Source organism: Pararhodobacter aggregans (genome assembly GCF_003075525.1).
In the GTDB taxonomy this organism is placed as follows: Bacteria; Pseudomonadota; Alphaproteobacteria; order Rhodobacterales; family Rhodobacteraceae; genus Pararhodobacter; species Pararhodobacter aggregans.
In genome coordinates, this window is record NZ_QDDR01000001.1 from 566,808 (window position 1) to 592,189 (window position 25,382).

20 protein-coding genes are annotated in these 25,382 nt (G+C 68.8%); 14 read left to right on the forward strand and 6 right to left on the reverse strand.

The genetic code is table 11. The annotated features are described in order from the left end of the window. Positions 1-53: 53 nt before the first annotated feature. The 9 genes from DDE23_RS02855 (at position 54) to DDE23_RS02895 (ending at position 10,797) form a co-directional block, all read left to right on the forward strand. Complete coding sequence (locus DDE23_RS02855) at positions 54-614, forward strand: hypothetical protein (RefSeq protein ID WP_107749863.1); 561 nt, start codon at positions 54-56, stop codon at positions 612-614. A 525-nt stretch (positions 615-1,139) separates the two neighbouring features. After that, positions 1,140-2,708, forward strand: a complete 1,569-nt coding sequence (locus DDE23_RS02860) for a 2-isopropylmalate synthase (RefSeq protein WP_107749864.1) — start codon at positions 1,140-1,142, stop codon at positions 2,706-2,708. A gap of 255 nt (positions 2,709-2,963) precedes the next feature. Further along, positions 2,964-4,001 carry a rod shape-determining protein gene (locus tag DDE23_RS02865; protein ID WP_107749865.1) on the forward strand — a complete coding sequence of 346 codons (1,038 nt, stop codon included), beginning with the start codon at positions 2,964-2,966 and terminating at the stop codon, positions 3,999-4,001. A 28-nt stretch (positions 4,002-4,029) separates the two neighbouring features. Further along, positions 4,030-5,043 (forward strand): rod shape-determining protein MreC, encoded by a 1,014-nt coding sequence (gene mreC / locus DDE23_RS02870; RefSeq protein ID WP_107749866.1) that lies wholly within the window; start codon positions 4,030-4,032, stop codon positions 5,041-5,043. Continuing rightward, positions 5,036-5,575 carry a rod shape-determining protein MreD gene (locus DDE23_RS02875; protein WP_107749867.1) on the forward strand — a complete coding sequence of 180 codons (540 nt, stop codon included), beginning with the start codon at positions 5,036-5,038 and terminating at the stop codon, positions 5,573-5,575. The genes mreC and DDE23_RS02875 overlap by 8 nt, the downstream gene beginning before the upstream one ends. Continuing rightward, on the forward strand, positions 5,572-7,521 hold the full coding sequence (gene mrdA / locus DDE23_RS02880) for a penicillin-binding protein 2 (protein WP_107749868.1): 1,950 nt from the start codon (positions 5,572-5,574) through the stop codon (positions 7,519-7,521). Before DDE23_RS02875 ends, mrdA begins: the two co-directional genes overlap by 4 nt. Then, positions 7,518-8,666, forward strand: coding sequence for a rod shape-determining protein RodA (rodA, locus tag DDE23_RS02885; RefSeq protein ID WP_107749869.1), 1,149 nt, complete (start codon positions 7,518-7,520; stop codon positions 8,664-8,666). Before mrdA ends, rodA begins: the two co-directional genes overlap by 4 nt. Further along, positions 8,663-9,589 carry a 2-hydroxyacid dehydrogenase gene (locus DDE23_RS02890; RefSeq protein ID WP_107749870.1) on the forward strand — a complete coding sequence of 309 codons (927 nt, stop codon included), beginning with the start codon at positions 8,663-8,665 and terminating at the stop codon, positions 9,587-9,589. The genes rodA and DDE23_RS02890 overlap by 4 nt, the downstream gene beginning before the upstream one ends. Beyond that, positions 9,589-10,797: an NAD(P)/FAD-dependent oxidoreductase gene (locus DDE23_RS02895; RefSeq protein ID WP_107749871.1), complete on the forward strand. Its 1,209-nt coding sequence runs from the start codon at positions 9,589-9,591 to the stop codon at positions 10,795-10,797. Before DDE23_RS02890 ends, DDE23_RS02895 begins: the two co-directional genes overlap by 1 nt. On the opposite strand, the gene DDE23_RS02900 is transcribed toward DDE23_RS02895, so the two are convergent. Genes DDE23_RS02900 through clpS form a run of 3 tightly spaced genes read right to left on the reverse strand, consistent with a single transcriptional unit; the run spans position 10,794 to position 13,013 of the window. After that, a complete protein-coding gene (locus tag DDE23_RS02900; RefSeq protein WP_107749872.1) occupies positions 10,794-11,600 on the reverse strand; it encodes an SDR family NAD(P)-dependent oxidoreductase in 807 nt (268 codons plus the stop codon). The genes DDE23_RS02895 and DDE23_RS02900 overlap by 4 nt on opposite strands. Beyond that, entirely contained in the window at positions 11,600-12,670 is a 1,071-nt protein-coding gene (locus DDE23_RS02905; protein WP_238149881.1) for a class I SAM-dependent methyltransferase, read from the reverse strand. Before DDE23_RS02905 ends, DDE23_RS02900 begins: the two co-directional genes overlap by 1 nt. Positions 12,671-12,689: 19 nt before the next feature. After that, on the reverse strand, positions 12,690-13,013 hold the full coding sequence (gene clpS, locus DDE23_RS02910) for an ATP-dependent Clp protease adapter ClpS (RefSeq protein WP_107749873.1): 324 nt from the start codon (positions 13,011-13,013) through the stop codon (positions 12,690-12,692). A 104-nt stretch (positions 13,014-13,117) separates the two neighbouring features. On the opposite strand from clpS, the gene DDE23_RS02915 reads away from it, so the two are divergent. The 3 genes from DDE23_RS02915 (at position 13,118) to rnr (ending at position 18,308) form a co-directional block, all read left to right on the forward strand. After that, on the forward strand, positions 13,118-13,819 hold the full coding sequence (locus DDE23_RS02915) for an HAD family hydrolase (protein ID WP_107749874.1): 702 nt from the start codon (positions 13,118-13,120) through the stop codon (positions 13,817-13,819). A 171-nt stretch (positions 13,820-13,990) separates the two neighbouring features. After that, the gene (locus DDE23_RS25845; protein ID WP_420330154.1) at positions 13,991-16,033 is read left to right on the forward strand and encodes a D-alanyl-D-alanine carboxypeptidase family protein; all 2,043 of its coding nucleotides are present in this window, start codon (positions 13,991-13,993) and stop codon (positions 16,031-16,033) included. Between the two features lie 61 nt (positions 16,034-16,094). After that, the gene (gene rnr / locus DDE23_RS02925; RefSeq protein ID WP_107749875.1) at positions 16,095-18,308 is read left to right on the forward strand and encodes a ribonuclease R; all 2,214 of its coding nucleotides are present in this window, start codon (positions 16,095-16,097) and stop codon (positions 18,306-18,308) included. 74 nt (positions 18,309-18,382) lie between these two features. On the opposite strand, the gene DDE23_RS02930 is transcribed toward rnr, so the two are convergent. Both DDE23_RS02930 and DDE23_RS24990 read right to left on the reverse strand, forming a co-directional pair. Beyond that, on the reverse strand, positions 18,383-19,321 hold the full coding sequence (locus DDE23_RS02930) for a class I SAM-dependent methyltransferase (protein ID WP_157957959.1): 939 nt from the start codon (positions 19,319-19,321) through the stop codon (positions 18,383-18,385). A gap of 157 nt (positions 19,322-19,478) precedes the next feature. After that, on the reverse strand, positions 19,479-19,619 hold the full coding sequence (locus DDE23_RS24990; RefSeq protein ID WP_157957960.1) for a hypothetical protein: 141 nt from the start codon (positions 19,617-19,619) through the stop codon (positions 19,479-19,481). Positions 19,620-19,724: 105 nt separating this feature from the next. Here DDE23_RS24990 and hemC point away from each other — a divergent pair, with 105 nt between their 5' ends. After that, positions 19,725-20,672 carry a hydroxymethylbilane synthase gene (gene hemC, locus DDE23_RS02935; RefSeq protein WP_107749877.1) on the forward strand — a complete coding sequence of 316 codons (948 nt, stop codon included), beginning with the start codon at positions 19,725-19,727 and terminating at the stop codon, positions 20,670-20,672. A gap of 85 nt (positions 20,673-20,757) precedes the next feature. On the opposite strand, the gene mnmH is transcribed toward hemC, so the two are convergent. After that, positions 20,758-21,807 (reverse strand): tRNA 2-selenouridine(34) synthase MnmH, encoded by a 1,050-nt coding sequence (mnmH, locus tag DDE23_RS02940; protein WP_107749878.1) that lies wholly within the window; start codon positions 21,805-21,807, stop codon positions 20,758-20,760. A 348-nt stretch (positions 21,808-22,155) separates the two neighbouring features. Between mnmH and DDE23_RS02945 the strand changes: the two genes are divergently transcribed. Further along, positions 22,156-25,074 (forward strand): valine--tRNA ligase, encoded by a 2,919-nt coding sequence (locus DDE23_RS02945; RefSeq protein WP_107749879.1) that lies wholly within the window; start codon positions 22,156-22,158, stop codon positions 25,072-25,074. Positions 25,075-25,382: the final 308 nt, after the last annotated feature.

The window sequence follows — 25,382 nt, forward strand, 5'->3', positions numbered from 1 at the left end:
CTTCCCTTTGCCAGCCCGCGCGATACTCTGGCGCAAAGCGACAGGAGCGAGCCATGGCAGGTATCGGACATAACAACGGCCCGACGATGGAAGCGGGCGAAAGCTGGCGGCGCCACGCCTGGGGCAAGGCGCGGGCCCGGCTGATGCCCACCCTGCCGATCGAGGTGGTGCGCCTGCGGGTGAAACGGGCGGCCGAGATCGGGCTCGATTACCGGACCTATGCCTCGATCCGCGCGGCCTCGGGTCATGACGTGATCGCCTTCCTGTTCTCGACCAACGCGCTGCGGCTGCTGGCGCCGCAACCGGCGCTGCCCGAAGACCGGGCGGCAAGGCTCGCGACCCTCGCCGCGGGCCGCGCGGCGCTGGCCCGGGCGCCGATCTCCGCCGCCCAGGTGCTGGACCTGGCACCTGGCCTGATCGACCATGCCGCCCCCGCGCCCCGGCCCTTCGCCCCCTGGTCCGAGAGCCGCCGGGCGCTGCTTGCGGCGGTGGCCGAAGGTCGCTGGCCCGCCGACCGGGTGGTGATGGTGGGGGATACGGCCGAGGAACGCGACTGGTCCCGGGCCGCGCGGCTGGGGTATTACCTGAGCGCCGAACGGTACTTCGCGGCCTGAGGCCGGGCTGGAACATGCGGGGGGCCAGCCCCCTCGACTCCCGGCCGCGCCACGGGCGCGGCGTTCGCGGCTGAAACGCGCCACTGGCGCGTTTCCGAGACGCCGCTCACCCCCCGCCAAAGGGGACCCTCGGGCCCCCTTTGGAAACCCCCGAGGATATTTTTTGGAACAAAGATGAAGATTAAGAGGGCGTTAACCTGCCCATCTTCGTTCTGCAAATATCCTGCGGGAGGGTCCGGGAGGGTGCAAAACCCTCCCGGGGCTCGCCGCGGGCGGGCGGTTGCGGCCCCCCGGATGGGCGCATTTTCACTTTTCTTTTCCGAAAGCCCCCGTATAGTCCGGCCCATGAACCGCACGCGCCCCCTTGATGTCCTGAGCCTGCTGGCCTCCCCGGCCCGGCCCTTGCGCGCGCGCGGTCTCCTGCTCCTTAGCCTCCTCTGAGCGTGCCCCCGGGCGCGACCGCTCAGAGGTAGCCAGCGCCCGGATACGACGCTAAAGGACACCAAGGACAGGAAAGATTTTCCCATGACGGACGCAGCCAAAGCCCAAGATCATGTCTTGATCTTCGACACCACCCTGCGCGATGGCGAGCAATCGCCCGGCGCCACCATGAGCCATGACGAGAAGCTGGAGATCGCCGGCCTCCTGGACGAGATGGGGGTGGACATCATCGAGGCGGGGTTCCCCATCGCCTCGGAGGGCGATTTCGCCGCCGTTTCGGACATCGCCCGCAATTCCCGGAACTCGGTCATCTGCGGTCTGGCGCGGGCCAATTTCGCAGACATAGACCGCTGCTGGGAAGCGGTGAAGCATGCCGCGAAGCCGCGCATCCACACCTTCATCGGCACCTCGCCCCTGCACCGCGACATCACCGCGCTGGATCAGGAGGGGATGATCGAGAAGATCGCCGCCACCGTGGCCCATGCTCGCAACCTCTGCGACAATGTGCAATGGTCGCCGATGGATGCGACGCGGACCGAGCATGAGTATCTCTGCCGGGTGGTGGAAACCGCGATCAAGGCGGGTGCCACGACGATCAACATCCCCGATACCGTCGGCTACACCGCGCCGCGCGAAAGCGCCGACCTGATCCGCATGTTGCTGGAGCGGGTGCCGGGCGCCGACCGCATCGTCTTCGCCACGCATTGCCACAACGATCTGGGCATGGCGACGGCCAACAGCCTCGCCGCGGTCGAGGCGGGCGCGCGGCAGATCGAATGCACGATCAACGGTCTGGGCGAGCGCGCCGGCAACACGGCGCTGGAAGAGGTGGTGATGGCGATGCGGGTGCGCAACGACATCATGCCCTATCAGACCGGGATCGACACGACGAAGATCATGCATCTGTCGCGCCGGGTGAGCCAGGTCTCGGGCTTTGCCGTCCAGTACAACAAGGCGGTGGTCGGCAAGAACGCCTTCTTGCACGAATCGGGCATCCATCAGGATGGCGTGCTGAAGAACGTCCAGACTTTCGAGATCATGCGCCCCGAGGATATCGGCCTGACCTCGAAGAACATCGCCATGGGCAAGCATTCGGGCCGCGCGGCGCTGCGCGCCAAGATGGCCGAGCTGGGCTATGATCTGGGCGACAACCAGCTGAAAGACGTCTTCGTGCGGTTCAAGGCCTTGGCCGACCGCAAGAAAGAGGTCTATGACGACGACCTGATCGCGCTGGTCGCCGATACCTCGGCCTCGGGCGGGGACGATCATCTCCAGGTCCGCAAGCTGCGCGTGGTCTGCGGCACCGAAGGCCCGCAGGAGGCCGAGCTGACGCTGGCCGTGGGCGGCGAGGAGAAATTCGTCGATGCCACGGGCGACGGGCCGGTCGATGCCTGTTTCAACGCGGTGAAGATGCTCTATCCGCACAGTGCCAAGCTCGACCTCTATCAGGTCTCGGCCGTGACCGAGGGCACCGATGCCCAGGCCACGGTCAGCGTGCGGCTCAGCCGCGACGGGCGGGTCTATACCGGGCAATCGGCGGATACGGATACCGTCGTCGCCTCGGTCAAGGCCTATGTCAACGCGCTGAACCGGATGCATGCCGGGCAGGGGCGGGCCAACAATTCGGCGCTGCAGACCTCGGCCGCCGGGTAGGCGTGGGGGCCTGCCCCGTAGGATGGGCAATATTGCCCATCCTACCGGCACCGGCGCGGCGTATTTCCGGCAGAATGACGGGCGGGGGGCGCCAATCCCCCGCCCATACTGTTTCGTGAGCGGATAAGTGCCGTGCAAAGGCGGTCGCGGCGGGGCGGGGGCCTTTACGCGGCTGCCATAGGGGGCCTATAAGGGCCCCGCTTCGGCCCGCTGGCGCTGCGCTCGGGCCCTCCACATCTTCAGGAAGATCGCCGCATGTTGGGACTGACTGGCCTCTTTTCGTCGGATATGGCCATCGACCTGGGGACCGCGAACACGCTGGTCTATGTCAAGGGTCGGGGGATCATTCTGAATGAGCCGTCGGTCGTGGCCTATCACGTCAAGGACGGGCGAAAGCAGGTCCTCGCGGTGGGCGAGGACGCCAAGCTCATGCTCGGCCGGACCCCCGGCTCCATCGAGGCGATCCGCCCGATGCGCGACGGCGTGATTGCCGATTTCGACGTCGCGGAAGAAATGATCAAGCATTTCATCCGCAAGGTGCACAAGCGCTCGACCTTCTCGAAGCCGAAGATCATCGTCTGCGTGCCCTATGGCGCGACGCCGGTTGAAAAGCGCGCCATCCGCCAGTCGGTCCTCTCGGCCGGCGCCCGCCGCGCCGGGCTCATCGCCGAGCCCATCGCCGCCGCCATCGGCGCCGGGATGCCGATCACCGATCCCACCGGCTCCATGGTCGTCGATATCGGCGGCGGGACCACCGAGGTCGCCGTGCTCTCGCTCGGTGACATCGTCTATGCCCGCTCGGTCCGCGTCGGCGGCGACCGGATGGACGAGGCGATCATCTCCTACCTGCGGCGCCACCAGAACCTGCTGATCGGCGAATCCACCGCCGAGCGCATCAAATGCACCATCGGCACCGCCCGGATGCCCGACGACGGGCGCGGCAAGGTGATGCAGATCCGCGGCCGCGACCTGCTGAACGGCGTGCCGAAGGAAATCGAGATTACGCAGGGGCAGGTGGCCGAGGCGCTGAGCGAGACCGTGCAGACCATCTGCGAGGCGGTGATGATCGCGCTGGAAACCACCCCGCCCGATCTGGCCGCCGACATTGTCGATCGCGGCGTGATGCTGACCGGCGGCGGCGCGCTGCTGGGCGATCTGGATCTGGCGCTGCGCGAGCAGACCGGCCTTATCATCACCGTGGCCGACCAGTCGCTCAATTGCGTGGCGCTGGGGACCGGCAAGGCGCTAGAATACGAAAAGCAGCTCCGCCACGCCATCGATTACGAAAGCTGACCCTTTGGGTCCCGCGTAGGGGATCGCCGTGCCCAGCGACCGCAGCAACGAGGCCGATTACGTCCGCCCCGTGCGCCGACTCGTCATCGGCGTGCTGGTGCTGGTGTTGTTCGGCCTTTTCCTGCTCTGGCGGATCGATTCGCCGCGGATCGAGCGGTTCCGGACCGCCGTGGTCGATGCCGTGGTGCCCAACATGGATTGGGCCATGGCGCCGATCACCGGCGTCGCCCGGATGATCGAGGATTTCCGCAGCTACGCCCGGATCTACGAGCAGAACCAGGAACTCAGGCGCGAGTTGCAGCAGATGCGGGCCTGGCGAGAAGCGGCGCTGCAACTGGAACAGCGCAATGCGCAGTTGCTGGACATGGCGCGCGTCAGGCTTGATCCGCAGCTCACGCATGTCACCGGTGTGGTGATGGCCGACGCGGGCAGCCCCTACCGGCAATCGGTGCTGCTGAATGTGGGCGCGCGCGACGGGATCGTCGACGGCTGGGCGGTGATGGACGGGCTGGGCCTGGCCGGGCGCATCGCCGGGGTGGGGGACCGCTCGTCGCGCGTCATCCTGTTGACCGATTCGAACAGCCGCGTCCCGGTGATGGTGCAGCCCACCGGCCAGCGGGCGCTCTTGTCGGGGGACAACACCCCGCTGCCGGTCCTCGATTTCGTCGAATCGCCCGAGGCGCTCAGGCCCGGCGACCGGGTCATCAGCGCCTCGGACGGCGGGGTCTTTCCGCCCGGCCTGCTGGTGGGCGAGGTGGTGATGGCCACCGACGGGCGCCTCAGGGTGCAGCTGGCGGCCGATTACGGGCGGCTCGACTTCCTGCGCGTCCTGCGCTCGCGTCCGGCCGAGCGGATCGAGCAATCGGGCACGCTGCTGCGCCCGGTGGCGGGCGACGGGACGCTGCTGGATCCCGCGACCGGCGCGCCCGCGCAGCCGCCCTTGCCCGAGACGGTGCCCGACCCGGCCGCGGGCAGTGTCGAGGCCGTGCCCGCGGTGCCCTTGCCCGGGGCGGGCACCAGCGACGGGCCGCCCGATGAATGAGACGCTGCGCTTCGATACGCTGGCCTATCTCGGCCTCTATCTGCTGATCGCCAGCGTCTCGATCCTGAGCCGGATCCTGCCACTTGGCGTGCTGGAAGCAGGCTGGCCGTTGCCGGACCTGCTGCTTCTCTTGACCATGGCCTGGGTGCTCAGGCGCCCCGCGCATCTGCCGGCGCTGGCCATCGTGCTGGTCTTTCTGGCCGAGGATCTGTTCATGATGCGTCCGCCCGGCCTCTGGGCGCTGGCGGTGCTGGCCGGGACCGAGTTCCTGCGCCGCCGCAACCAGGTGGTGCGCGAGATGAACCTGCTGCTGGAATGGGCCATGGTGGCGGCGGTTCTGGTCGCGATGACCGTCGCGTACCGGCTTGTGCTCATGATCGTGATGTCCCCGCGCGAGCCGCTCGACTTGAGCCTGAAGACACTTGTCGTCACAATCCTTGTCTATCCGCTGGTCGTCTGGGTCTTGCAGGTCGTGCTGCGCGTGAAGAAACCCGCCACCGGCGAAGTGGACGAACTGGGCCGCAGGCTATGAAGAGACCGCCCAAGGACAACGAGGACAGCGCGCGCGTCATCTCGCGCCGGGCGATGCTCATGGGCGGCGCGCAGATGGTCTTTGCCGGGGCGCTGGTGCTGCGCATGCGCAACCTCCAGCTGGGCCAGGCCGAGGAATTCCGCCTGCTGGCCGATGAAAACCGGATCAACATCCGCCTGCTGCCGCCGTCGCGCGGGCTGATCGTCGACCGCAACGGCACGCTTCTGGCGGGCAATGTGCAGAATTACCGCATCGTTCTGGTGCGCGAGGATGCCGGTGAGCCGCGGGCGGCGCTGGAGCGTCTGGCGCAGCTGATCCCGCTCTCGCCCGACGAAATCGACCGGGCCGAGCGTGAGATCATGCGCCACCGCCCCTTCGTGCCGGTCACCATCGTCGACCAGCTGAACTGGGAGGAGGTGGCGCGCGTCGCCGCCAATGCGCCTGCCATGCCCGGCATCACGCCCGAGGTCGGTTTCAACCGGCACTACCCCTTCGGCGCCGAATTCGCGCATTCCGTGGGCTATGTCGGCCCGGTGTCCGAGGCCGATCTGGCGGCGCGCGAGACGCCCGAACCGCTGCTGATGATCCCGCGTTTCCAGATCGGCAAGATCGGGGTGGAGCGGGAATACGAGGAGACCCTGCGCGGCACCGCCGGGCACCGCCGGGTCGAGGTCAACGCCGTCGGCCGCGAAATGCGCGAGCTGGACCGGCAGGAGGGCGACCCCGGCTCGACCCTGCAACTGACGCTGGACCGCCAGCTTCAGGCCTTCACCCTGGCCCGGCTGGGCGAGGACAGCGCGGCCGCCGTGGTGCTGGAGGTGCAGACCGGCAATGTGCTGGCGCTGGCCTCGGCCCCGTCCTTTGATCCGAACCTCTTCGTGCGCGGGATCTCGGTCGCGGATTACGGCGCGCTTCGGGACAACGACCACCGGCCGATGTCCAACAAGACCGTGCAGGGCGCCTATCCGCCGGGCTCGACCTTCAAGATGGTCACGGCGCTGGCCGCTTTCGAGGCGGGGCTGGCGACGCCCGACGAGCGGGTCTATTGCCCGGGCTATATCGAGGCTGCGGGCCGCCGGTTCCATTGCTGGAACCGGGGCGGGCACGGGCGGGTCAACCTGACCTCGGCGCTGTCCGAAAGCTGCGACGTCTTCTTCTACGACATGGCGCAGCGCGTCGGCATCGACCGGATCAACGCCATGGCCGAGCGGCTGGGCCTCGGCATCCGCTACGACCTGCCGCTGTCGGGGATCTCCTCGGGGCTCAACCCCTCGCGCGAGTGGAAGCGCGAGCGGCGCGGCGCCGAATGGGTGGTGGGCGACACGATCAACGCCTCGATCGGGCAGGGCTATGTGCTGGCCACGCCCCTGCAACTGGCGGTGATGACGGCGCGGCTGGCCACCAACCGGGCGATCCTGCCGCGGCTGATCCACGCCATCGACGATATCGAGCAGCCGATCCCCGACCAGCCGCCGCTGGGCCTGAGCGCCGCCGCGCTGGCGCAGGTGCAGCGCGGCATGTGGGAAGTCTCGAACGCGCAGCGCGGCACGGCCTATGGCTCGCGCATCGTCGACGCCAATCTCAGGATGGCCGGCAAGACGGGCAGCAGCCAGGTCTTCTCGATCACCGCGGCCGAGCGGGCGGCGGGCGTCCGGCGCCAGGATCAGCTGCCGTGGAACCGGCGCGACCACGCGCTTTTCGTCTGCTACGCCCCCGATACCGACCCGCGCTATGCCGTCTCGGTCGTGGTGGAACACGGCGGCGGCGGCTCGTCGGTCGCGGCACCCATCGCCCGCGACATCATCCTGGCCGCGCAATCGGGCGGCCTGCCGCCGATCGAGGCCTATCCCCAGCCGCAGCGCAACCGGATCGAGACCATGATGCGCACCATCAGCGAGCAGATCGGCCCCGCCGTCGCGCCGCCGACCGGGCGGAGCCGCGCATGAGCTACCTCGAATACAACGTCAAACGCTCGCCCTCGGGCTTTCGCAAGGTGCTGCATGTCAACTGGGCGCTGGTCCTGCTGCTGGCAGCGGTGGCCTCGATCGGCTTTCTGCAGCTCTATTCCGTCTCGGGCGGGAATTTCGAGCGCTGGACCGAGCCGCAGATGCAGCGCTTCGCTTTGGCGCTGGCGGTGATGTTCGCCATCGGCTTCGTGCCGCTGTGGTTCTGGCGCTCGCTGTCGGTCATGGCCTACGGGGTCTCGTTCGTCTTGCTCCTGGGGGTCGAGTTCTTCGGCTCGGTCGGCATGGGCGCGCAGCGCTGGCTGGAACTGGGGCCGATCCGGCTGCAACCCTCGGAAATGATGAAGATCGCCATCGTCATGATGATGGCCGCCTATTACGACTGGCTCGACATCAAGCGCGTCTCGCATCCCTTCTGGGTGCTGGTGGCGGTGGCGCTGATCCTGGTGCCGTCGTTTCTGGTGCTGATCCAGCCCGACCTCGGCACCGCGCTGATGATTATCGGCGCGGGGGGCATGGTGATGTTCTTCGCCGGCGTCAGCCTGTGGTATTTCGGCGGCGTGATCGGCGCGGGCGCCGGGCTGGTCACGCTGGTCTTCGCCTCGCGGGGAACCTCGTGGCAATTGCTGCGCGACTACCAGTTCCGCCGCATCGACGCCTTCCTCGACCCTTCGCTGGACCCGCTGGGATCGTCCTACCACATCAACCAGGCGATGATCGCGCTGGGCTCGGGCGGCTGGTCGGGGCGGGGCTTCATGCAGGGCACCCAGTCGCGGCTGAACTTCCTGCCGGAAAAGCACACCGATTTCATCTTCAACACCCTGGCCGAGGAATTCGGCTTCATCGGCGGCATCTTCCTGCTGACGCTCTATGTCGGCATCATCGTCACCTGCGTGATCGCGGCGATGCAGTCGAAGAACCGCTATGCCTCGCTGTTGATCCTCGGCATTGCCGGCAACTTCTTCCTCTATTTCGCGATCAACATGGCCATGGTCATGGGGCTGGCGCCGGTGGTCGGCGTGCCTCTGCCGCTGGTCAGCTACGGCGGATCGGCCATGCTGATGATCCTGATCGGCTTCGGCCTCGTGCAATCCGCCTGCATCCACCGCCCGAGGGAGAAGGCATGAAGGTTCTGTTTGCCGCCGGTGAAAGCCGCTGGCCCGCTTACGAGGCGCCGCTGCGCGCCGCGCTCGCCGAGGCGGGTCTTGATGTCGATCTGGTGCGCGACGCCGCGCCCGAGACGGTCGATGCGATGATCTACGCCCCGGGCGGCGAGACGCCCGACGATTTCACCCCCTACACCGCCTGCCGCGCGGTGCTCAGCCTCTGGGCCGGGGTCGAGAAGATTGTCGGCAACCGCACGCTGACCCAGCCGCTGTGTCGCATGGTCGATCCCGGCCTGACCGAGGGGATGGTCGAATACGTGACCGGCCATGCGCTGCGCTATCATCTGGGAATCGACCGGGTGCTGGCGACGCAGGACCGCTGGGAGCCGGTGGTGCCGCCGCTGGCGCGTGAACGGCCGGTGGCGGTACTGGGCCTCGGCGCGCTGGGTGCGGCCTGCGCCGGGGCGCTGGCGGGGCTGGGCTTTCCGGTGCTGGGCTGGAGCAGGACGCCGAAGGATCTGCCGGGCATCGCCTGCCACCACGGCCGGGACGGGCTGAAGGCGGTGCTGAGCCGGGCGCAGATCGTGGTTACGCTGCTGCCCGCGACGCCGGGGACCGAGAACACGCTGAACGCCGAGACGCTGGGCTGGCTGCCGAAGGGCGCCGCGATCATCAACCCCGGCCGGGGTCCGCTGATCGACGACGAGGCGCTGCTCGCCGCGCTGGCCTCGGGCCAGGTCGGCGCCGCGACGCTCGATGTCTTCCGGGTGGAGCCCCTGCCGCCGGACCATCCCTATTGGGCGCATCCCAAGGTCACCGTGACGCCCCATATCGCCGCCGAAACCCGCGCGGTGACCGCCGCCCGCGTGGTGGTCGAGAACCTGCGGCGGCTGAGCGCGGGCGAGCCGCTTCTGCATCTCGTGGACCGGGCCGAGGGCTATTGATGGAGATCGCGGTCGTCGGCGCGGGCATCATCGGCCTGACCGTCGCCCATCGGCTGGCGGGCGAGGGGCATCGCGTCACCCTGATCGCCCCGGCCGAGGAGCCGCACAAGGCCTCGACCGGCAATGCGGGGACCATCGCGGGCTATGCGGTCGATCCGGTCGGCACGCCCGAGGTGCTGCGCGACCTGCCGCGGCTTTTGCTCAACCGCGACAGCCCCCTGGCGATCCACCGCCCCTCGGCCCTGCGGCTGGCGCCCTGGCTCTGGCGGTTCGCCCGGCAGGCGGGCCCCCGGGGGGCCGAGGCCAACCGCCGCGTGCTGGCCCGTATCCTGGGCGATGCCGACAGCCGCTGGCGGGGGCTGGCCTTCTCGCTGGGGGCAGGGGGGCTGCTGAGGGAGGCGGGCGCGCTCTATGCCTATGACACCGTCGAGGGTCTGAACGCGGCCGAGGCCGGGATGGACCGCCGTCGCGCCCATGGCGTCACGGTCGAGCGGCTCGATGCCTCGCAACTTCTGGCGCTGGAACCGCGCCTGCCGCCGGGACGGTTCGGGGGCGGGATGCTGTTTCCGGGCACGCTGTGGCTCAGCGATCCGGCCGCCATGCTCACCCGGATCGAGGCCGCGCTGCGCGTGGCGCGGATCGAGGCGCGGGTGACGGCGCTGACCCGGCGCGGCGCGGGCTGGCAGGTCACGCATGAAGAGGGCGCGCAGGAGGTCGAGGCCGTGGTGCTGGCCGCCGGGGCCTGGTCGGCGCGGCTGCTCAAACCGTTGGGCGTGCGGGTGCCGCTGACCGCCGAGCGCGGCTATCATCTGGAATTCGACCGGGTGGAGAAGGTCGCGCGCCCGCTCTGTCCGGTGCGGCGCGGCTTCTATTTCACGCCGATGGCAGGGCGGCTGCGCGCGGCTGGCACGGTCGAGCTGGGCGGGATCGGCGCGGCGCCCTCGCCCCATCGCTGGGACTGGCTGGAAGAGGGGGTGCGCAGCGTCTTTCCCGACCTGCCGCCGCCGTCCCGCCGCTGGATGGGGCTGCGCCCCTCGGTCCCTGACAGCCTGCCGGTGGTGGGGCTGGCCCGCAAGGGGCTGGTCTGCGCCTTCGGCCATGGCCATCTGGGCCTGACGCTGGCGCCCTGGACGGCCGAGCGGGTCTCGGCTGCGCTGGCGGGCGGGCCGCTGGACGAGGCGGTCAGCCCGCTGCGCTTCAACCGTTAATGGGCGGGCCGCTGCACGGTGTCCAGCACCGAGCGCCCGCCATCCAGCGTGACGATCTGCCCGGTCATGAAGGCCGAGGCCGACGAGGCCAGGAACTGCGCCAGCTCCGCCACTTCCGAGGCCGTGCCGATCCGGTGCAAGGGCGTTCCGGCGATGATCGCCTCGCGGTATTCGGGATGCTCGGCAATCGTGTCGCGCAGGGTGCCCGACATGAGCGACCCCACGGCGATGGCATTGACCCGGATCGCCTGCGGCGCCAGCGACACGGCCAGCGAGCGGGTCATCTGTTCCAGCGCCGCGTTCGAGATCGAGAAGCCCAGCAATTCCGGCTGCGTCCGATGCGCGGCGATGGACGAGATATTGATGATCGCGCCCGCCACCTGCGGCTTGGTATCCTCTTGTTCCGCCTGCAGGATCATCCGCCGCGCCACCGCCTGCGAAGTGCGGAGCGCGACATTGAGGTTATGGTCCAGCAGCGTCTCGACCGAAGTGTCGGTCGGGTCCAGCGGGTCGGTCACGGCGAAGCTGCGCGTGGCGTTGATCAGGATATCCACCCGGTCGAAAGCGTCGAGCGCGGTCGACAGCAGGTTCGCCACGTTCAGCTTCTCGCGCAGGTCACCGGCAAAAAGGCGGCAGTTCGGCAGGTCCGCCAGATCGTCGCACCCCGATTTCAGCCGCTTCTCGTTCATGTCCGAAAAGACGACATTGGCGCCTTCATCGACGAAATGCCGGGCGATGGCATGGCCGATGCCGGTGGCGGCGCCGGTGATGATCGCGGTCTTGCCCTCGATGGAAAAGCTCATCAGCGCCGTCCTCTGCTGTGGGTCGCACGGGCGCGCGCGGCCGGGGCCGCGGCGGGCGCCCGCTGGGGGCCTTCGGCATGGAAGATCTTGAAGCCCGGGCTGCCGGGAAGCTCGCTGTGCTTGCGGAAGGCCTCGGCCAGGGTCTGCTCGTAGGGCAGGTGGCGGTTGGCCACCAGAAACAGCTGGCCCGAGGGTTTCAGCATCGCCGCCGCGCTGCGGATGAAGGCCGCGCCCAGCTGCGGCCGCGCCTCGCGGCCCTGATGGAAGGGCGGGTTCATCACCACGGCGTCAAGCGGCAATTTCAACGGGTTGGTGGCATCGGCCCAATGGAACTGCGCCCGGGGATCGGTCACGTTCTGGCGCGCGCAGGCCAAGGCGCGGGCGTCGGCCTCGATCAGGTGCAGCGTGGCGATGCCGGGCGCGCGGGCAAGTATCTGCGCCGAGAGATACCCCCAGCCCGCGCCAAGGTCCGCCACCACGCCCTTCAACCCGGCGGGCAGCGAGGCCGCCAGCAGCGCCGAGGCCGGGTCGATCCCGTCGGCGGAAAAGAGGCCGGGCAGCGTGCGATAGATCCGCTCGCCGTCCTGCGCCTCGCCCGGGGCCGCGCGCCAATCGGCCAGCGCCGCACCCGGCGAGGGGAACCAGGCGATCTTGCCGTGGCCCTTGGCGATGGCCGCGCTCAGCTCCACCCGGTCGCGCAATTCGCGCAGCATGGCGTCAACGCCGTCGTTCTTCTGCCCGTCGATGATGACCGGGCCCGAGGTCAGCGCCGCGGCCTGGGCGATCAGGTCGCGGGCCTCGACCCGCGAACGGGGCAGACAGACCAGCGCCGCGGCATAGGGCCCCTCGGCCGCCTGCGCGCAAGCCAGGCCCCGGGCGGTGAAAAAGCCGTGGTCGGGCGCGAAGGGCGTCACGATCTGCAGCTGCGAGGAGGGCAGGGGGCCGAAATCCTCGCCCGCGCGGGGGTGGAGGACGGCAATGGTGCCCGCATCGGGCAGGGCCAGGCCTGCCTCGACGGCAAGCTCCAGCCGCAGCGCACGGGGCGCCGGTTCATGAAAGGACATGGTCATCGGCGGGCGCAGACGCGCCTCACTCCTTTTCCAGGGTGCATTGCAGCGGATGCTGGTGGCGGCGGGCGAAGTCCATCACCTGCGCGACCTTGGTCTCGGCGATCTCGTACGAGAAGACCCCGACCACGGCCAGACCCTTCTTGTGGACCGTCAGCATGATCTCGAACGCCTGGGCGTGGCTCATGCCGAAGAAGCGTTCAAGCACATGCACGACGAATTCCATCGGCGTGTAATCGTCGTTCAGCAGCATCACCTTGTACATCGGCGGGCGCTGGGTGCGGGTGCGGGTCTTGACCGCGACGCCCGGATCGCCCTCACCGGGGCCATGCTTGCGCTCGGTCATCGTAACGGTCTGAGCCATGCGGTTGGGGCCTGGGGTGACAGATTCGGTTGCAGGGCAGTATATAGCGCCCACAGCGGCCAAGAAAACCCTAGCGGACAAAAGCCATGACGCGCCTGACCACGATTGCCCTCGATGCCGATGATACGCTCTGGCACAACGAGCGTTTCTTCCACCTGACACAGGCCCGGTTTGCCGAGCTTCTGGCCGATCACGCCGCGCCCGAGGATCTGGCGGACCGTCTTCTGGCCTCCGAGCGGCGCAACATCGGCCGTTATGGATTCGGCATCAAAGGCTTCATGCTGTCGATGATCGAGACGGCGGTCGAGGTGACCGAGGGCCGGGTGCCCGGCCATGTCATCGGCCAGATCATCGCCGCCGGGCAGGACATGCTGGCCCATCCGATCGAACTGCTGCCGGGGGTGGCCGAGACGGTCGAATCACTGGCCGGGGTGCATCGGCTGGTGCTGATCACCAAGGGCGACCTGCTGGATCAGGAACGGAAGCTCGCGCAATCGGGGCTGGGCGATCATTTCGCCGGGGTCGAGATCGTCAGCCACAAGAATCCCGAGACCTATGCCACTGTTTTCGCCCGCTATGGCGGGGCCGAGGGCGCGCTGATGGCGGGGAATTCCATGGCTTCGGACGTGGTGGCGCCGATCCGGGCCGGGGCCTGGGGGGTCTTTGTGCCGCACGGGCTGGAATGGGCGCTGGAAAGGGCCGACCCGCCCGAGGACCACCCCCGCTATCGGCGGATTTCCACCTTGTCGGATCTGCCCGATCTGATCCGCGATATCGAGCAATCCTGAATGTAGTAGCCCCGCGCGGAGAATCCGCGAAATCTTGATGCCGTCTCAAGATCGTCGGGAAAGGCGTTGAAAACACGGGGGGTTTTCATGTCGTGCCTTTGGTGGTAGCCTGTTGTTGAGCAAAATTGACGCCGCCGGATAAACGGGGGCGCAGAGGCAGAGGACAGGCACGTGACAACGCGATTCGGGCGTTGGTTCCGCGGCTTTGGCGTGATCGGCATGACGGCCCTGGTGGCTGTGATGGTGGTACTATGCGTCGCACCGCGCGCCCATGCGCAACCCTTCGCCGCGGTGGTCATGGACGCCCGCACCGGCGAAATCCTGTATCAGACCGACAATTCCACGTCGCGACTGCATCCCGCGTCGTTGACCAAGATGATGACGCTCTACATCGCCTTCGAGGCGTTGCAGAACGGCGAGATCACCGAGGACACGCCGGTGCGCATCTCGCGCCATGCCGCCTCGCAACCGCCCTCGCGGCTGGGTCTGCGGGCGGGCCAGACCATCGCCTTCCGCTATCTGATCCGCGCCGCCGCCCTGCGCTCGGCCAATGACGCGGCGGTGGCGATTGCCGAGGCTCTCGAAGGCTCGGTCCCGGCCTTCGCCGAGCGGATGAACCGCACGGCCCGCGCCATCGGCATGTCGCGCACCACCTTTCGCAACCCGCACGGGCTGACCACGGACGGGCATCTGTCCACCGCGCGCGACATGTCGATCCTGGGGCGGCAGCTCTATTTCGACTATCCCAGCTATTACGGCATCTTCTCGCGCCGGTCGGACAACGCCGGGATCGCCACGGTGAACAACACGAATCGGCTGTTCCTGGGCAGCTATCGCGGGGCCGACGGGATCAAGACCGGTTTCACCAATGCCGCGGGCTACAACCTCACCGCCATGGCCGAGCGGGACGGCGTGCGGCTGCTGGTCACCGTCTTCGGCGCGCGGTCGTCGCAGGACCGGCTGCGGCGGGTGTCGCAGCTGATGGACCGCGGCTTCCGCGACGCGCCGCGGCGCGCGGCGGTACGGCGTCCGGCGCGGCCCGATTACGTGCGCGGTGCCGATGATCGCGGCAGCGGCCCCGCCGCCGGTCGGGTGATCCGCCTGCAGACCGCGCCCACCACCTCGCGCTTTCCGCGGGCCCGCCCGCAACCGGGCGAGGCCCCGGCCGAGGAGCTGATCGCCGCCCTGAGCACCGGGATCGACGAGCTGATCGAGGAAATCCGCGAGCCCGATCCGGCCTCGGATACCGACGATCCGGGTGTCGCGCCCGGCGTGACCTCGGAAGAGCCCGAAGAGAGCGATGCGCCCGAGGGGCTGGCCGAAGCGGTCGACCAGGTTCTGGTCGCCGCCGTCGCCCCCGAGCGTTCGCCCCTGCCGCGGGGCAGGCCGGTGGACGAGGCGGTGACGCTGGCCGCCGCCGACCCCGCCGAGGCCGGGGAAGAGATCGCCATCGCGGCGCGCTCGGGTAGCGGTCCTCTGGGCACCGAGGATTACGTGGCGCTGGCCGAAAGCGGCGTGCAGGTGCCGGTGACGCCGCCCGCCCGGCCCGAGGATCTGGTCGCCGCCCTGGTCGGGGATCTGCCCGCCGATGGCACCGAGGCTCCGGCCGGGGACGCCGTGGCGCTGGCCGATGTCTCGACCGACGGCGGGGCGCTGACCATCCCCGGCCTGCCGCCGATCCCGCTGGCAGAGGGGGCCGAGGCGCCCGAAACCCAACCCGAAACCCAGCTTGCCGCGCTCGAAACCCCGGCCGAGGCGCCGCTGATGCCCTCGCTCGAACCCGTGGCCTCGGAGCTTTCCGTCGATGACGACGGCCGCATCCTGTGGCGCGACGAGGAACTCCTTCAGGCGCTGAGCCACGAGGACCCCGAAGAGCCGGTGCTGGCGCCGACCATCGTGCTGACCAGCTCGTCCGATGCCGATGTGGTGGCCAGCACCCCCACGCCCGAGATCGTCACCCATGTCTCGACTTCGGGCGGGCGGCTGTGGCGGGTGGAACTGGGCCGCTTCAACACTCCCTTCGACGCCGAGCGCGTGCTGCTGCGGGTGGCGCTGTCCGAGGCCGGGACGCTGCGCAACGGCGTGCGCCGGGTCACGGCGCGCGGCGGGCGCCACGTGGCCGAGGTCAATTCGCTGACCCATGAAGAGGCGCAGCTTGCCTGCCTGCGCCTTGCCGCCCGCGATCAGGATTGCACGGTGGTGGACCCCTCCTGAGGTCCGCCACCGGCGCCGGTTTGCGCGTGACGACGCCCGCCCCGCGTGGTAGCGCCGGGGGATGAAACGTCTGCCCTCGAAACCCGAAATCGCCCAGTGGCTCTCTGAACACGAGGGGCGCCCGGCCTTTCACGACATCAGCCGCGCCTTCGGCATCAAGGGCGCGGCCAAGATCGACCTCAAGCGTATGCTGGCGGAACTGGAGGCCGAGGGTCTCTACGAGGGTCGCAAGAAGCGCCGTCCCCGGGGCGAGGGCCTGCCGCCGGTTGGCATCATCCGCGTGACCGGCCCCGATGCGCAGGGCGACCTGCTGGCCGAACCCGCCGACGGCGAGGGTGACGCGCCGCGCATCCTGGTGATCGAGCGCAAGGACCAGCCGGCGCTGGGCGCGGGCGACCGGGTGCTGGCCAAGCTCACGCAGACCGAGGACGGCTGGCACGCCCATCCGATCCGCAAGCTGCAATCGGGCCCGCGCACCGTGCTGGGCATCTATCGCGCCGGGTCCGAATTCGGGCGGATCCTGCCCATCGACAAGGGCGCCGATCTGGAATTCCGGGTGGCGGCGGCCGATGCCCGGGGCGCCAAGGACGGCGAATTGGTCGAGGCCGAGCAGACCTCGCCGCCCCGTCTGGGCCTGCCCAAGGCGCGGATCGTGCGGCGGCTGGGCGATCCGGGCGCACCGCGCGCGGTCAGCCTGATCGCCATCCACCAGCACGGCATTCCCGACCATTTCCCCGACTCGGTTCTGGCCGAGGCCGATTCCGCCCCCGCCGATCCCGGCGGTAAGCGCGAGGATCTGCGCGGGCTGCCCTTGCTGACCATCGACCCCTCGGATGCCCGCGACCATGATGACGCGGTCTGCGCCGAGCCGGGCGCGGACGGCGGGTTCGTTGTCTGGGTCGCCATCGCCGATGTCGCGGCCTATGTGCGCCCCGGCTCGGAACTGGACCGCGAGGCCCGCAAGCGCGGCAATTCCAGCTATTTCCCCGACCGCGTGGTGCCGATGCTGCCCGACCGGCTGTCGGGCGACCTGTGTTCGTTGCACGAGGGCGTGGACCGCCCGGTTCTGGCCGTGCGGATGGAGGTCAGTGCGCAAGGCGAGAAGACCGGCCATCGTTTCGTTCGGGGGATGATGAATTCCCGCGCCTCGCTGACCTATGAACAGGCGCAGGCCGCCTTCGAGGGGCGGCTCGACTCGCAGACCGACCCGCTGGCCGAGGGGCTGAGCCATCTCTACGCCGCCTGGCAGGCGACGCTGACGGCCCGCGCCGCCCGCCAGCCGCTGGATCTGGACCTGCCCGAACGCCGGATCGTGCTGGACGAGGACGGAACCGTGACCTCGGTCGCCTTCAAGGACCGGCTCGACGCGCACAAGGTGATCGAGGAATTCATGGTGATGGCCAATGTCGCCGCCGCCGAGGAATTGATCGCCCGCCGCTCGCCCCTGCTGTTCCGGGTGCACGAGGAACCAACCATCGAGAAAATCGAGGCATTGCGCGAGGTTGCGCAGGGGGCGGGGCTGGTGCTGGCCAAGGGGCAGGTGTTGCAAACCCGGCACCTGAACAAGCTGCTGGCCGATGCCGAGGGCTCGGAATTCGACGAACTCATCAACATGGCGACGCTCAGGTCCATGACCCAGGCCTATTACGCGCCCGAGAATTTCGGCCATTTCGGCCTCGCGCTGCGCAATTACGCGCATTTCACCTCGCCGATCCGGCGCTATTCCGACCTGATCGTCCACCGCGCCCTGATCGCGGCCCATAAATGGGGCAAGGACGGGCTCAGCGACTGGGACACCGAGCATCTGGCCGAGACCGCGACTCAGATCTCGGAAACCGAGCGCCGCTCGATGGCGGCCGAGCGCGACACCTCCGACCGTTATCTGGCGGCCTTCATGGCCGACCGGATCGGCGCCGTGTTCCGGGGCCGGATCAGCGGCGTGGCGCGCTTCGGTCTCTTCGTGAAACTCGACGAGACGGGGGCGGACGGGCTGGTGCCGATCCGCTCGCTGGGCGACGAATATTTCCACCACGATGCCGACAGCCAGACGCTGCGCGGCGAGAAGACCGGCACGGTTCTGGGCCTTGGTCAGCGGGTGGAGGTGAAACTGGCCGAGGCCGAGGCGATGACCGGCGGCCTGCTGCTGGAACTGCTGGAGGTCGAAGGCGCCCCCATGGCCCGCGCCCGCCGGGGCAAGGGTCGCGGCAAGGGGCCGGTCTCGCGCAAGGGGGCCGCCGCCAAGGCCGGCCGCATCCGCCGCCGCCGCGAGCGCTAGGCGCCCGCCAGCCCCCCCAAATGCAGCGGGCAGGACCGAAGTCCTGCCCGTTCTTCCACCACCCGAGGGACTGCTCAGTCGCGGGTGCAGATCACCCGGACCGAATCGTATTTCTTCCGCGGCTCGGCCAGCGCGGTCGCGGCAAACAGCCGGGCCGAATGGCGGACCTGCGCGTCGATGTCGGCCTGCGTGACGTCGCGGCGCTCCATCTCGGCGGTGATCCGGGCCTCGTCGACCATCCAGTCAGGCAGGAATTGCCGGACATAGCCGCGATAGAGCACGGCCTGCACCTTCAGCCCCGCGGCCTCGGCGCAGGCCTGCAGGCTTTCCGGCGTGAAGAAATTCAGATGGCGCGGCACGTCCAGCCAGCGCCAGCGCGGGCCCATCCGGCGGCTGCCCTCGGAGGCGTTGTTCGGCACTTCGACCGACATGACCCCGTCCTCGGTCAGCAGTTCACGGGCATTGGCCAGCGCCAGAACCGGGTCCAGCGTATGCTCCAGCACATGCGAGAAGACGATGAGGTCGTAGCGCCGGTCCTGCACCTCGGCGGGCAGCTGTTCGGCCGTGCCCTCCATCACGTCGAGGCCGCGCTCCCGCGCCACCCGGACCGCGCGCGGGTCGGGCTCCACCCCGCGGACATGGCGCAGATGGGGCCCGAAGGTCCGCATCCGGTCACCGTCGCCGCAACCGATTTCCAGCCCGTTCTCCGATCCCGCCGGAATGATCGAGCGCCACCAGGCCGAGGTGGGCTCCGCCCCGCGCTCGAACCGATAGGCCAGCGCGCCCAGCACCTTGCCCAGCAGACCCACGCTTTCGGCCTCGGCCTCCACATCGGGTTTGTAACGCTCGGCATGGGTGTAATAGGCGTCGATGTCGTAGAAACTGGCGACTTCGGAGGGGCGCGGCCGCGGGAAGACCTGGCCGAAACCGTCGTCGGCGTTCCACCAGATCTGCCAGGCGCGCCGGTCAGCGGGGCGGCGCCAGTCGATGGGCACCGTAAGACCGGGGTGCATGACAGACCCCGTGAGGGGGCAGCATGGGTAGATGCTCAGCGGGGCAATCGTTTCCGACATGCCTGCGAAGTCCTTCATGGGTCGTCTCCATCCGCTTGGAATGGATCGGTCGTGATCCCACAATGAGGCAACACTTGGGCAATGTATCGGAAAACCTTCAGATCGCGCCGGAGAAAATTGCAGGATGCAACGCCGCGACCTCGGTCGCGCCATGGCCGAGGGCCGAGACGGTCCCGGCGATCAGCAGGGCGGCGGCGACGGCGCCCCAGAGGCGGGCGGCTTTGAAATGGCGGGGCATGGCGGTCTCCTTTCACGCTGATGCCCATGGGTCGTGCGGCATCGCGCGCCGGTTCAAAAATGCGCGCCCCGTTGCGCGCCTTCGCGCGCGGGGCTAAGGAAAGCCATGAGCGTGACCCTGCCTTCCCCCTCCGACCCGTTGCGTATCGGCACCCGCGGCTCGCCGCTGGCGCTGGCGCAGGCCCATGAAACGCGCGCCCGGCTGATGGCGGCCTTCGACCTGCCGGAAGCGGCCTTCGAGATCGTCACCGTGCTGACGACCGGCGACCGCGTGCAGGACCGCGCGCTGAAGGAGCTGGGCGGCAAGGGCCTTTTCACCCGCGAGATCGAGGAGATGATGCTGGCGGGGACGCTGGACATCGCCGTCCATTCGATGAAGGACATGCCGGTCGCGCAGCCCGAGGGGCTGGTGCTGGACTGCTACCTGCCGCGTGAAGATGTGCGCGACGCCTTCGTCTCGCCGCAGGTCGGGCGGCTGGCGGATCTGGCGCCGGGGCAGGTGGTCGGCACCTCGTCGCTCAGGCGCCGCGCGCAGCTTCTGCACCGGCGGCCGGACCTGAAGGTCGTGGAATTCCGCGGCAACGTGCAGACCCGGCTGCGCAAATTGTCCGAGAAGGTCGCCGATTGCACCTTCCTCGCCATGGCGGGCCTCAACCGGCTGGGCATGGCCGAGGTGGCGCGCTCGGCCATCGCGCCCGAGGAGATGCTGCCGGCGGTCGCCCAGGGCGCCATCGGCATCGAGCGGCGGCAGGACGACCGGCGCGCGGCCGAGATGCTGGCGATGATCCACCACGGGCCGACCGGCCAGCGGCTGGCCGCCGAACGCGCCTATCTGGCGACGCTCGACGGCTCCTGCGAGACGCCGATCGCCGGGCTGGCGGTGCTGGAAGGCGGCGAGATCTGGCTCAGGGGCGAGATCCTGCGCCCCGACGGCTCGGACGCGCTGGCCGAGGAAGGCCGCGCCCCGGTCGCCGAGGGTGCGGCGCTGGGCGAGGAGATCGCCCGCCGCCTGCTGGCCCGGGCACCGGCCGGATTCTTCGACTGGCGGGCCTGAAGGCCTGACATTTCACTGATGTTGGAAAACTGAAACTCCGGCCGCCATGGCGCCGGGGTTTTCGTATTCCCCTGTCGGGAAAGTGTCAGCCGAGCCAGGCGGCGATGCGATCCGCCAGACCCTCCTGCGCGGCGTCGTCCAGCCTGTCCGCGACCAGGACCTCGGTCGCCGGGGCCTGCCGCAGCCGGGTCTTGGCATAGCGCGGATCGTAATGTTCCTGCATCAGCCGCGCCGCCAGTGGTGCGAAATCGCCCGCCCCGGCCAGCGCCTGCCACTCGGCAATGGTCTCGCGCGCGTGATAGGGGCCAAGGGCGGCGATACGTGCCGCCAGCTCCTCGGGGTCGGCGCTGATATCGGCATAGGCGCGGGTCAGCCATGCGGCCCGCGCCGCCACCGGCGCGGCGATCTCGATCCGCGGCGCCTCCTGCATCGCGCGCCACAGCGCAGGCGGCAGGCGCAGCTCGCCGATCCGGTTCGATTCCGCCTCGACCAGCACCGGCCGGGTGGGATCGAGCCGCGCCATGGCATGGGCAAGCGCGCTCTCGAAGCCCTTCTGCGCCGGCTGGGCATCGCCCGGCACCAAGCCGAACAGGCTGCCCCGGTGCCGCGCCAGCCCCTCCAGGTCGATGACCTGCCCGCCGCGCGCCCGCACCTTCGCCAGGATCGCGGTCTTGGCGCTGCCGGTATTGCCGTCGAGCACCGCGACCGGGCCGGGGAAGGGCGCCTCGTAAAGCGCCTGCTGCACCAGCCGCCGCCAGCTGCGCCAGCCGCCCTCCAGCACGCCGACCCGCCAGCCGATCTGGCCGTAGATCAGGGCAATGGAATTCGAGCGCATGCCTCCGCGCCAGCAATAGACCAGCGGGCGATAGGTGGCGGGCTTGTCGGCCAGATGGGTCAGCAGGTGCCCGGCGGCGTTCCGCGCGACATAGGCGGCGCCGAGGCGCCGGGCGAGGAAGCGGCTTTCCTGCACATAGATCGTGCCGATCTCGGCCCGTTCCGCGTTGCTGAGCGACGGGAGGTTAACGGCGCCGGGGACGTGATCCTCGGCGTATTCGGCGGGCGAACGGGTGTCGATCACCTCGTCATAGGGAAGCGAGGCGAGATCGGCGATCGAGGTGAGGGTGACGCGCTGCATGGCTCTGGCTTAGCGGAGCGAAGGCAGGCCGGGAAGGGGTTTCGCCCTGGGCTGCACCTGCGGGCGACCGGGGCAGGTGGCTGCCGCCGCCAGAGAAGGCAAGACGCGGGGGGCTGCCGCCCCCCGCACCCCCTGCCCAAAGGGGGGCACGCCCCCCTTTGGAAACCCCGTGGATATTTGAAGAACAAAGATGCGGATTAGCGTTTCGTTAACCTGCATCTTTGTTCTTCAAATATCCCACGGGGGTCCGGGGGTGTGAAACCCCCGGGGCCTGCAACCAGTGCGCCGCTCTTCCCCTTTGCGCTTTGCTTGGCTAAACACCGGCGAAACCTCCCGAGGATTGCGCAGATGACGATGGACAAGACTTTCGACGCCACCGAAGCCGAGGCCCGGATCGCCCGCCTTTGGGAGGAGCGTGGCGCCTTCAGGGCCGGGGCCGGCGCCCGCCGCGACGAGACCTTCTGCATCATGATCCCGCCGCCCAACGTCACCGGGTCCCTGCATATCGGGCATGCCTTCAACAACACGCTGCAGGACATCCTGGTGCGCTGGCACCGGATGCGCGGTTTCGACACGCTCTGGCAGCCCGGTCAAGACCACGCCGGGATCGCCACCCAGCTGGTGGTCGAGCGCGAACTGGCCAAGACCAACCGCCGCCGCACCGATTTCAGCCGCGATGAATTCACGGCGCTGGTCTGGGAGCAGAAGAAGAAATCCGGCGGCACGATCATCGGCCAGCTGCAGCGCCTCGGCTGTTCGCTGGACTGGTCGCGCAATGCCTTCACCATGTCGGGCGCCCCCAATGCGCCCGCGGGCGAGGAGGGCAATTTCCACGATGCCGTCATCAAGGTCTTCGTCGATCTCTACACCAAGGGCCTGATCTATCGCGGCCAGCGGCTGGTGAACTGGGACCCGCATTTCGAGACGGCGATCTCGGACCTCGAGGTCGAGAACACCGAGGTCGCGGGCCATATGTGGCATTTCAAGTATCCGCTCGCGGGCGGCGCCACCTATGAATACGTCGAGCGCGACGAGGACGGGAACGTCACCAAGCGCGAGACCCGCAACTACATCTCCATCGCCACCACCCGGCCCGAGACCATGCTGGGCGATGGTGCGGTGGCCGTGCATCCCTCGGACGAGCGCTACAAGCCCATCGTCGGCATGCTCTGCGAGATCCCGGTGGGCCCGAAGGAACATCGCCGCCTGATCCCGATCATCACCGACGACTACCCCGACCCGACCTTCGGCTCGGGCGCGGTGAAGATCACCGGCGCGCATGATTTCAACGACTACGCCGTGGCGCAGCGCAACGGCATCCCGCTTTACAACCTGATGGACACCAAGGCGCGGATGCGCGCCGACGGGCTGTCCTATGAGGAAAGCGCGACGATCGCCGGGGCGATTGCCCGGGGCGAGCGCGAGGCGGGCGATGTCTCGGCGATCAATCTGGTGCCCGAGGAGCTGCGCGGCCTCGACCGCTATGACGCCCGCAAGGCCGTGGTCGCGGCGATCAATGCCGAGGGGCTGGCGGTGACGGTGCTGAAGAAGAGCATCGACCCCGAGACCAACGCCGAGCATCTGGAGAAGGTGCCGCTGGTCGAGGACAAGCCGATCATGCAGCCCTTCGGCGACCGTTCGAAAGTGGTGATCGAGCCCTATCTGACCTGGCAATGGTTCGTCGATACCTCGAAACTCGTGGGTCCGGCGCTGGACGCCGTCCGCAAGGGTTGCGAGGCCGACCGCGCGGGCGGCTTCGACGAGACCGCCGGCTATACCCGGATCCTGCCGGAATCGGGCGAGAAGACCTATTACCACTGGCTGGAGAACATCGAGCCCTGGTGCATCTCGCGCCAGCTGTGGTGGGGGCATCAGATCCCGGTGTGGTACGACGAGGAGGGCAATCAGTATTGCGCGCCTTCCGAGGCCGAGGCTCAGGCCATGGCGCCGGGCAGGACGCTGACCCGCGACCCCGACGTCCTCGACACCTGGTTCTCCTCGGGCCTCTGGCCGATCGGCACGCTGGGCTGGCCGGAGGAAACGCCGGAACTGGCCAGATATTTCCCCACCGACGTGCTGGTGACGGGGCAGGATATCCTGTTCTTCTGGGTCGCCCGGATGATGATGATGCAGCTGGCCGTGGTGGGCGAGGTGCCGTTCCACACGGTCTATCTGCATGGCCTCGTTCGCGACGCCAAGGGCAAGAAGATGTCGAAATCCGTGGGCAACGTCATCGACCCCTTGGAAATCATTGACGAATTCGGCGCGGATGCGCTGAGGTTCACCAATGCCGCCATGGCCTCGCTGGGCGGCGTGCTGAAGCTCGATACCCAGCGGATCACTGGCTACCGGAACTTCACCACCAAGCTCTGGAACGCGACCCGCTTCGCCGAGATGAACGGCGTGTTCGAGGGCGCGCCGGTCATGGGGATCCCTGCGGCCACGGCGACTGCCAACCGCTGGATCATCGGTGAGACGGCGCGCACCCGGGCGGCGGTGGACGAAGCGCTGGCCAGCTACCGCTTCAATGACGCGGCCAATGCGCTCTATGCCTTCGTCTGGGGCAAGGTCTGCGACTGGTACGTCGAATTCGCCAAGCCCCTGTTCGACGGCGAGCAGGCGGCCGAGACCAAGGCGGTGATGCGCTGGGTGCTGGACCAGTGCTTCGTCCTGCTGCACCCGATCATGCCCTTCATCACCGAGGAGCTCTGGGCCCTGACCGGCCCGCGCGAGACGCTCTGCGTGCACGCGCCCTGGCCGGAATACGGGCCGGACCTGGCCGATGCCGAGGCGGATCGCGAGATGTCCTGGGTGATCGGGCTGATCGAGGCGATCCGCTCGTCGCGCACGCAGATGCGGGTGCCCGCGGGGCTGAAACTGCCGATGCTGGTGGTGGACGAGGACGCGACGGCGACCCGGCGCTATGCCCGCAACGAGGCGCTGATCGAGCGTCTGGCGCGGCTCGACGGGCTGCACCGCGGGGCGCCGGTGCCGCGCGCGGCGCTGACCGTGGCGGCCGAGGGCGCAACCTATGCGCTGCCGCTGGAGGGTGTGATCGACGTCAAGGCCGAGGCGGACCGGCTGGGCAAAGGACTGGAGAAGCTGGAGAAAGAGATCGGCGGGCTGAAGGGCCGGCTCGACAATCCCCGCTTCGTCGCCAATGCTGCCGAGGAGGTGGTCGAGGAGGCCCGCGCCACGCTGGCCGAGAAATCGGACGAGGCGGCGCGGCTCTCCGAGGTGCTGGCGAAGCTGCGGGCGATGGCCTGAGGCGGGATCGGTTTCGCCCTCGTTCCTCGGGCGACCAAGGCGGGGGGCTGCCGCCCCCCGCACCCCCCGCCCAAAGGGGGGCACGCCCCCCTTTGGAAACCCCGTGGATATTTGAAGAACAAAGATGGGAAAGCGGCGTGGCCACCGGGACCAGGCCGCCCTCTTCGTTCACGGTCATCGGCTTCCCAGCCTGTACCGTGGCCTCAGGATGGTGCGTTAACCTTAAGGGTCGGTAAACTGCGCCATCTTTGTTCTCCAAATATCCTCCGGGGGGTCCGGGGGGTGGAAAACCCCCCGGCCTCGCCACC

Bases quoted from the DNA above. Each gene is read 5' to 3' on its own strand.
- DDE23_RS02855 (WP_107749863.1), top strand. From the start codon at position 54: ATGGCAGGTATCGGACATAACAACGGCCCGACGATGGAAGCGGGCGAA.
- DDE23_RS02860 (WP_107749864.1), top strand. From the start codon at position 1,140: ATGACGGACGCAGCCAAAGCCCAAGATCATGTCTTGATCTTCGACACC.
- DDE23_RS02865 (WP_107749865.1), top strand. From the start codon at position 2,964: ATGTTGGGACTGACTGGCCTCTTTTCGTCGGATATGGCCATCGACCTG.
- DDE23_RS02875 (WP_107749867.1), top strand. From the start codon at position 5,036: ATGAATGAGACGCTGCGCTTCGATACGCTGGCCTATCTCGGCCTCTAT.
- mrdA (WP_107749868.1), top strand. From the start codon at position 5,572: ATGAAGAGACCGCCCAAGGACAACGAGGACAGCGCGCGCGTCATCTCG.
- rodA (WP_107749869.1), top strand. From the start codon at position 7,518: ATGAGCTACCTCGAATACAACGTCAAACGCTCGCCCTCGGGCTTTCGC.
- DDE23_RS02890 (WP_107749870.1), top strand. From the start codon at position 8,663: ATGAAGGTTCTGTTTGCCGCCGGTGAAAGCCGCTGGCCCGCTTACGAG.
- DDE23_RS02895 (WP_107749871.1), top strand. From the start codon at position 9,589: ATGGAGATCGCGGTCGTCGGCGCGGGCATCATCGGCCTGACCGTCGCC.
- DDE23_RS02900 (WP_107749872.1), bottom strand. From the start codon at position 11,600: ATGAGCTTTTCCATCGAGGGCAAGACCGCGATCATCACCGGCGCCGCC.
- DDE23_RS02905 (WP_238149881.1), bottom strand. From the start codon at position 12,670: ATGACCATGTCCTTTCATGAACCGGCGCCCCGTGCGCTGCGGCTGGAG.
- clpS (WP_107749873.1), bottom strand. From the start codon at position 13,013: ATGACCGAGCGCAAGCATGGCCCCGGTGAGGGCGATCCGGGCGTCGCG.
- DDE23_RS02915 (WP_107749874.1), top strand. From the start codon at position 13,118: ATGACGCGCCTGACCACGATTGCCCTCGATGCCGATGATACGCTCTGG.
- rnr (WP_107749875.1), top strand. From the start codon at position 16,095: ATGAAACGTCTGCCCTCGAAACCCGAAATCGCCCAGTGGCTCTCTGAA.
- DDE23_RS02930 (WP_157957959.1), bottom strand. From the start codon at position 19,321: ATGCACCCCGGTCTTACGGTGCCCATCGACTGGCGCCGCCCCGCTGAC.
- DDE23_RS24990 (WP_157957960.1), bottom strand. From the start codon at position 19,619: ATGCCCCGCCATTTCAAAGCCGCCCGCCTCTGGGGCGCCGTCGCCGCC.
- hemC (WP_107749877.1), top strand. From the start codon at position 19,725: ATGAGCGTGACCCTGCCTTCCCCCTCCGACCCGTTGCGTATCGGCACC.
- mnmH (WP_107749878.1), bottom strand. From the start codon at position 21,807: ATGCAGCGCGTCACCCTCACCTCGATCGCCGATCTCGCCTCGCTTCCC.
- DDE23_RS02945 (WP_107749879.1), top strand. From the start codon at position 22,156: ATGACGATGGACAAGACTTTCGACGCCACCGAAGCCGAGGCCCGGATC.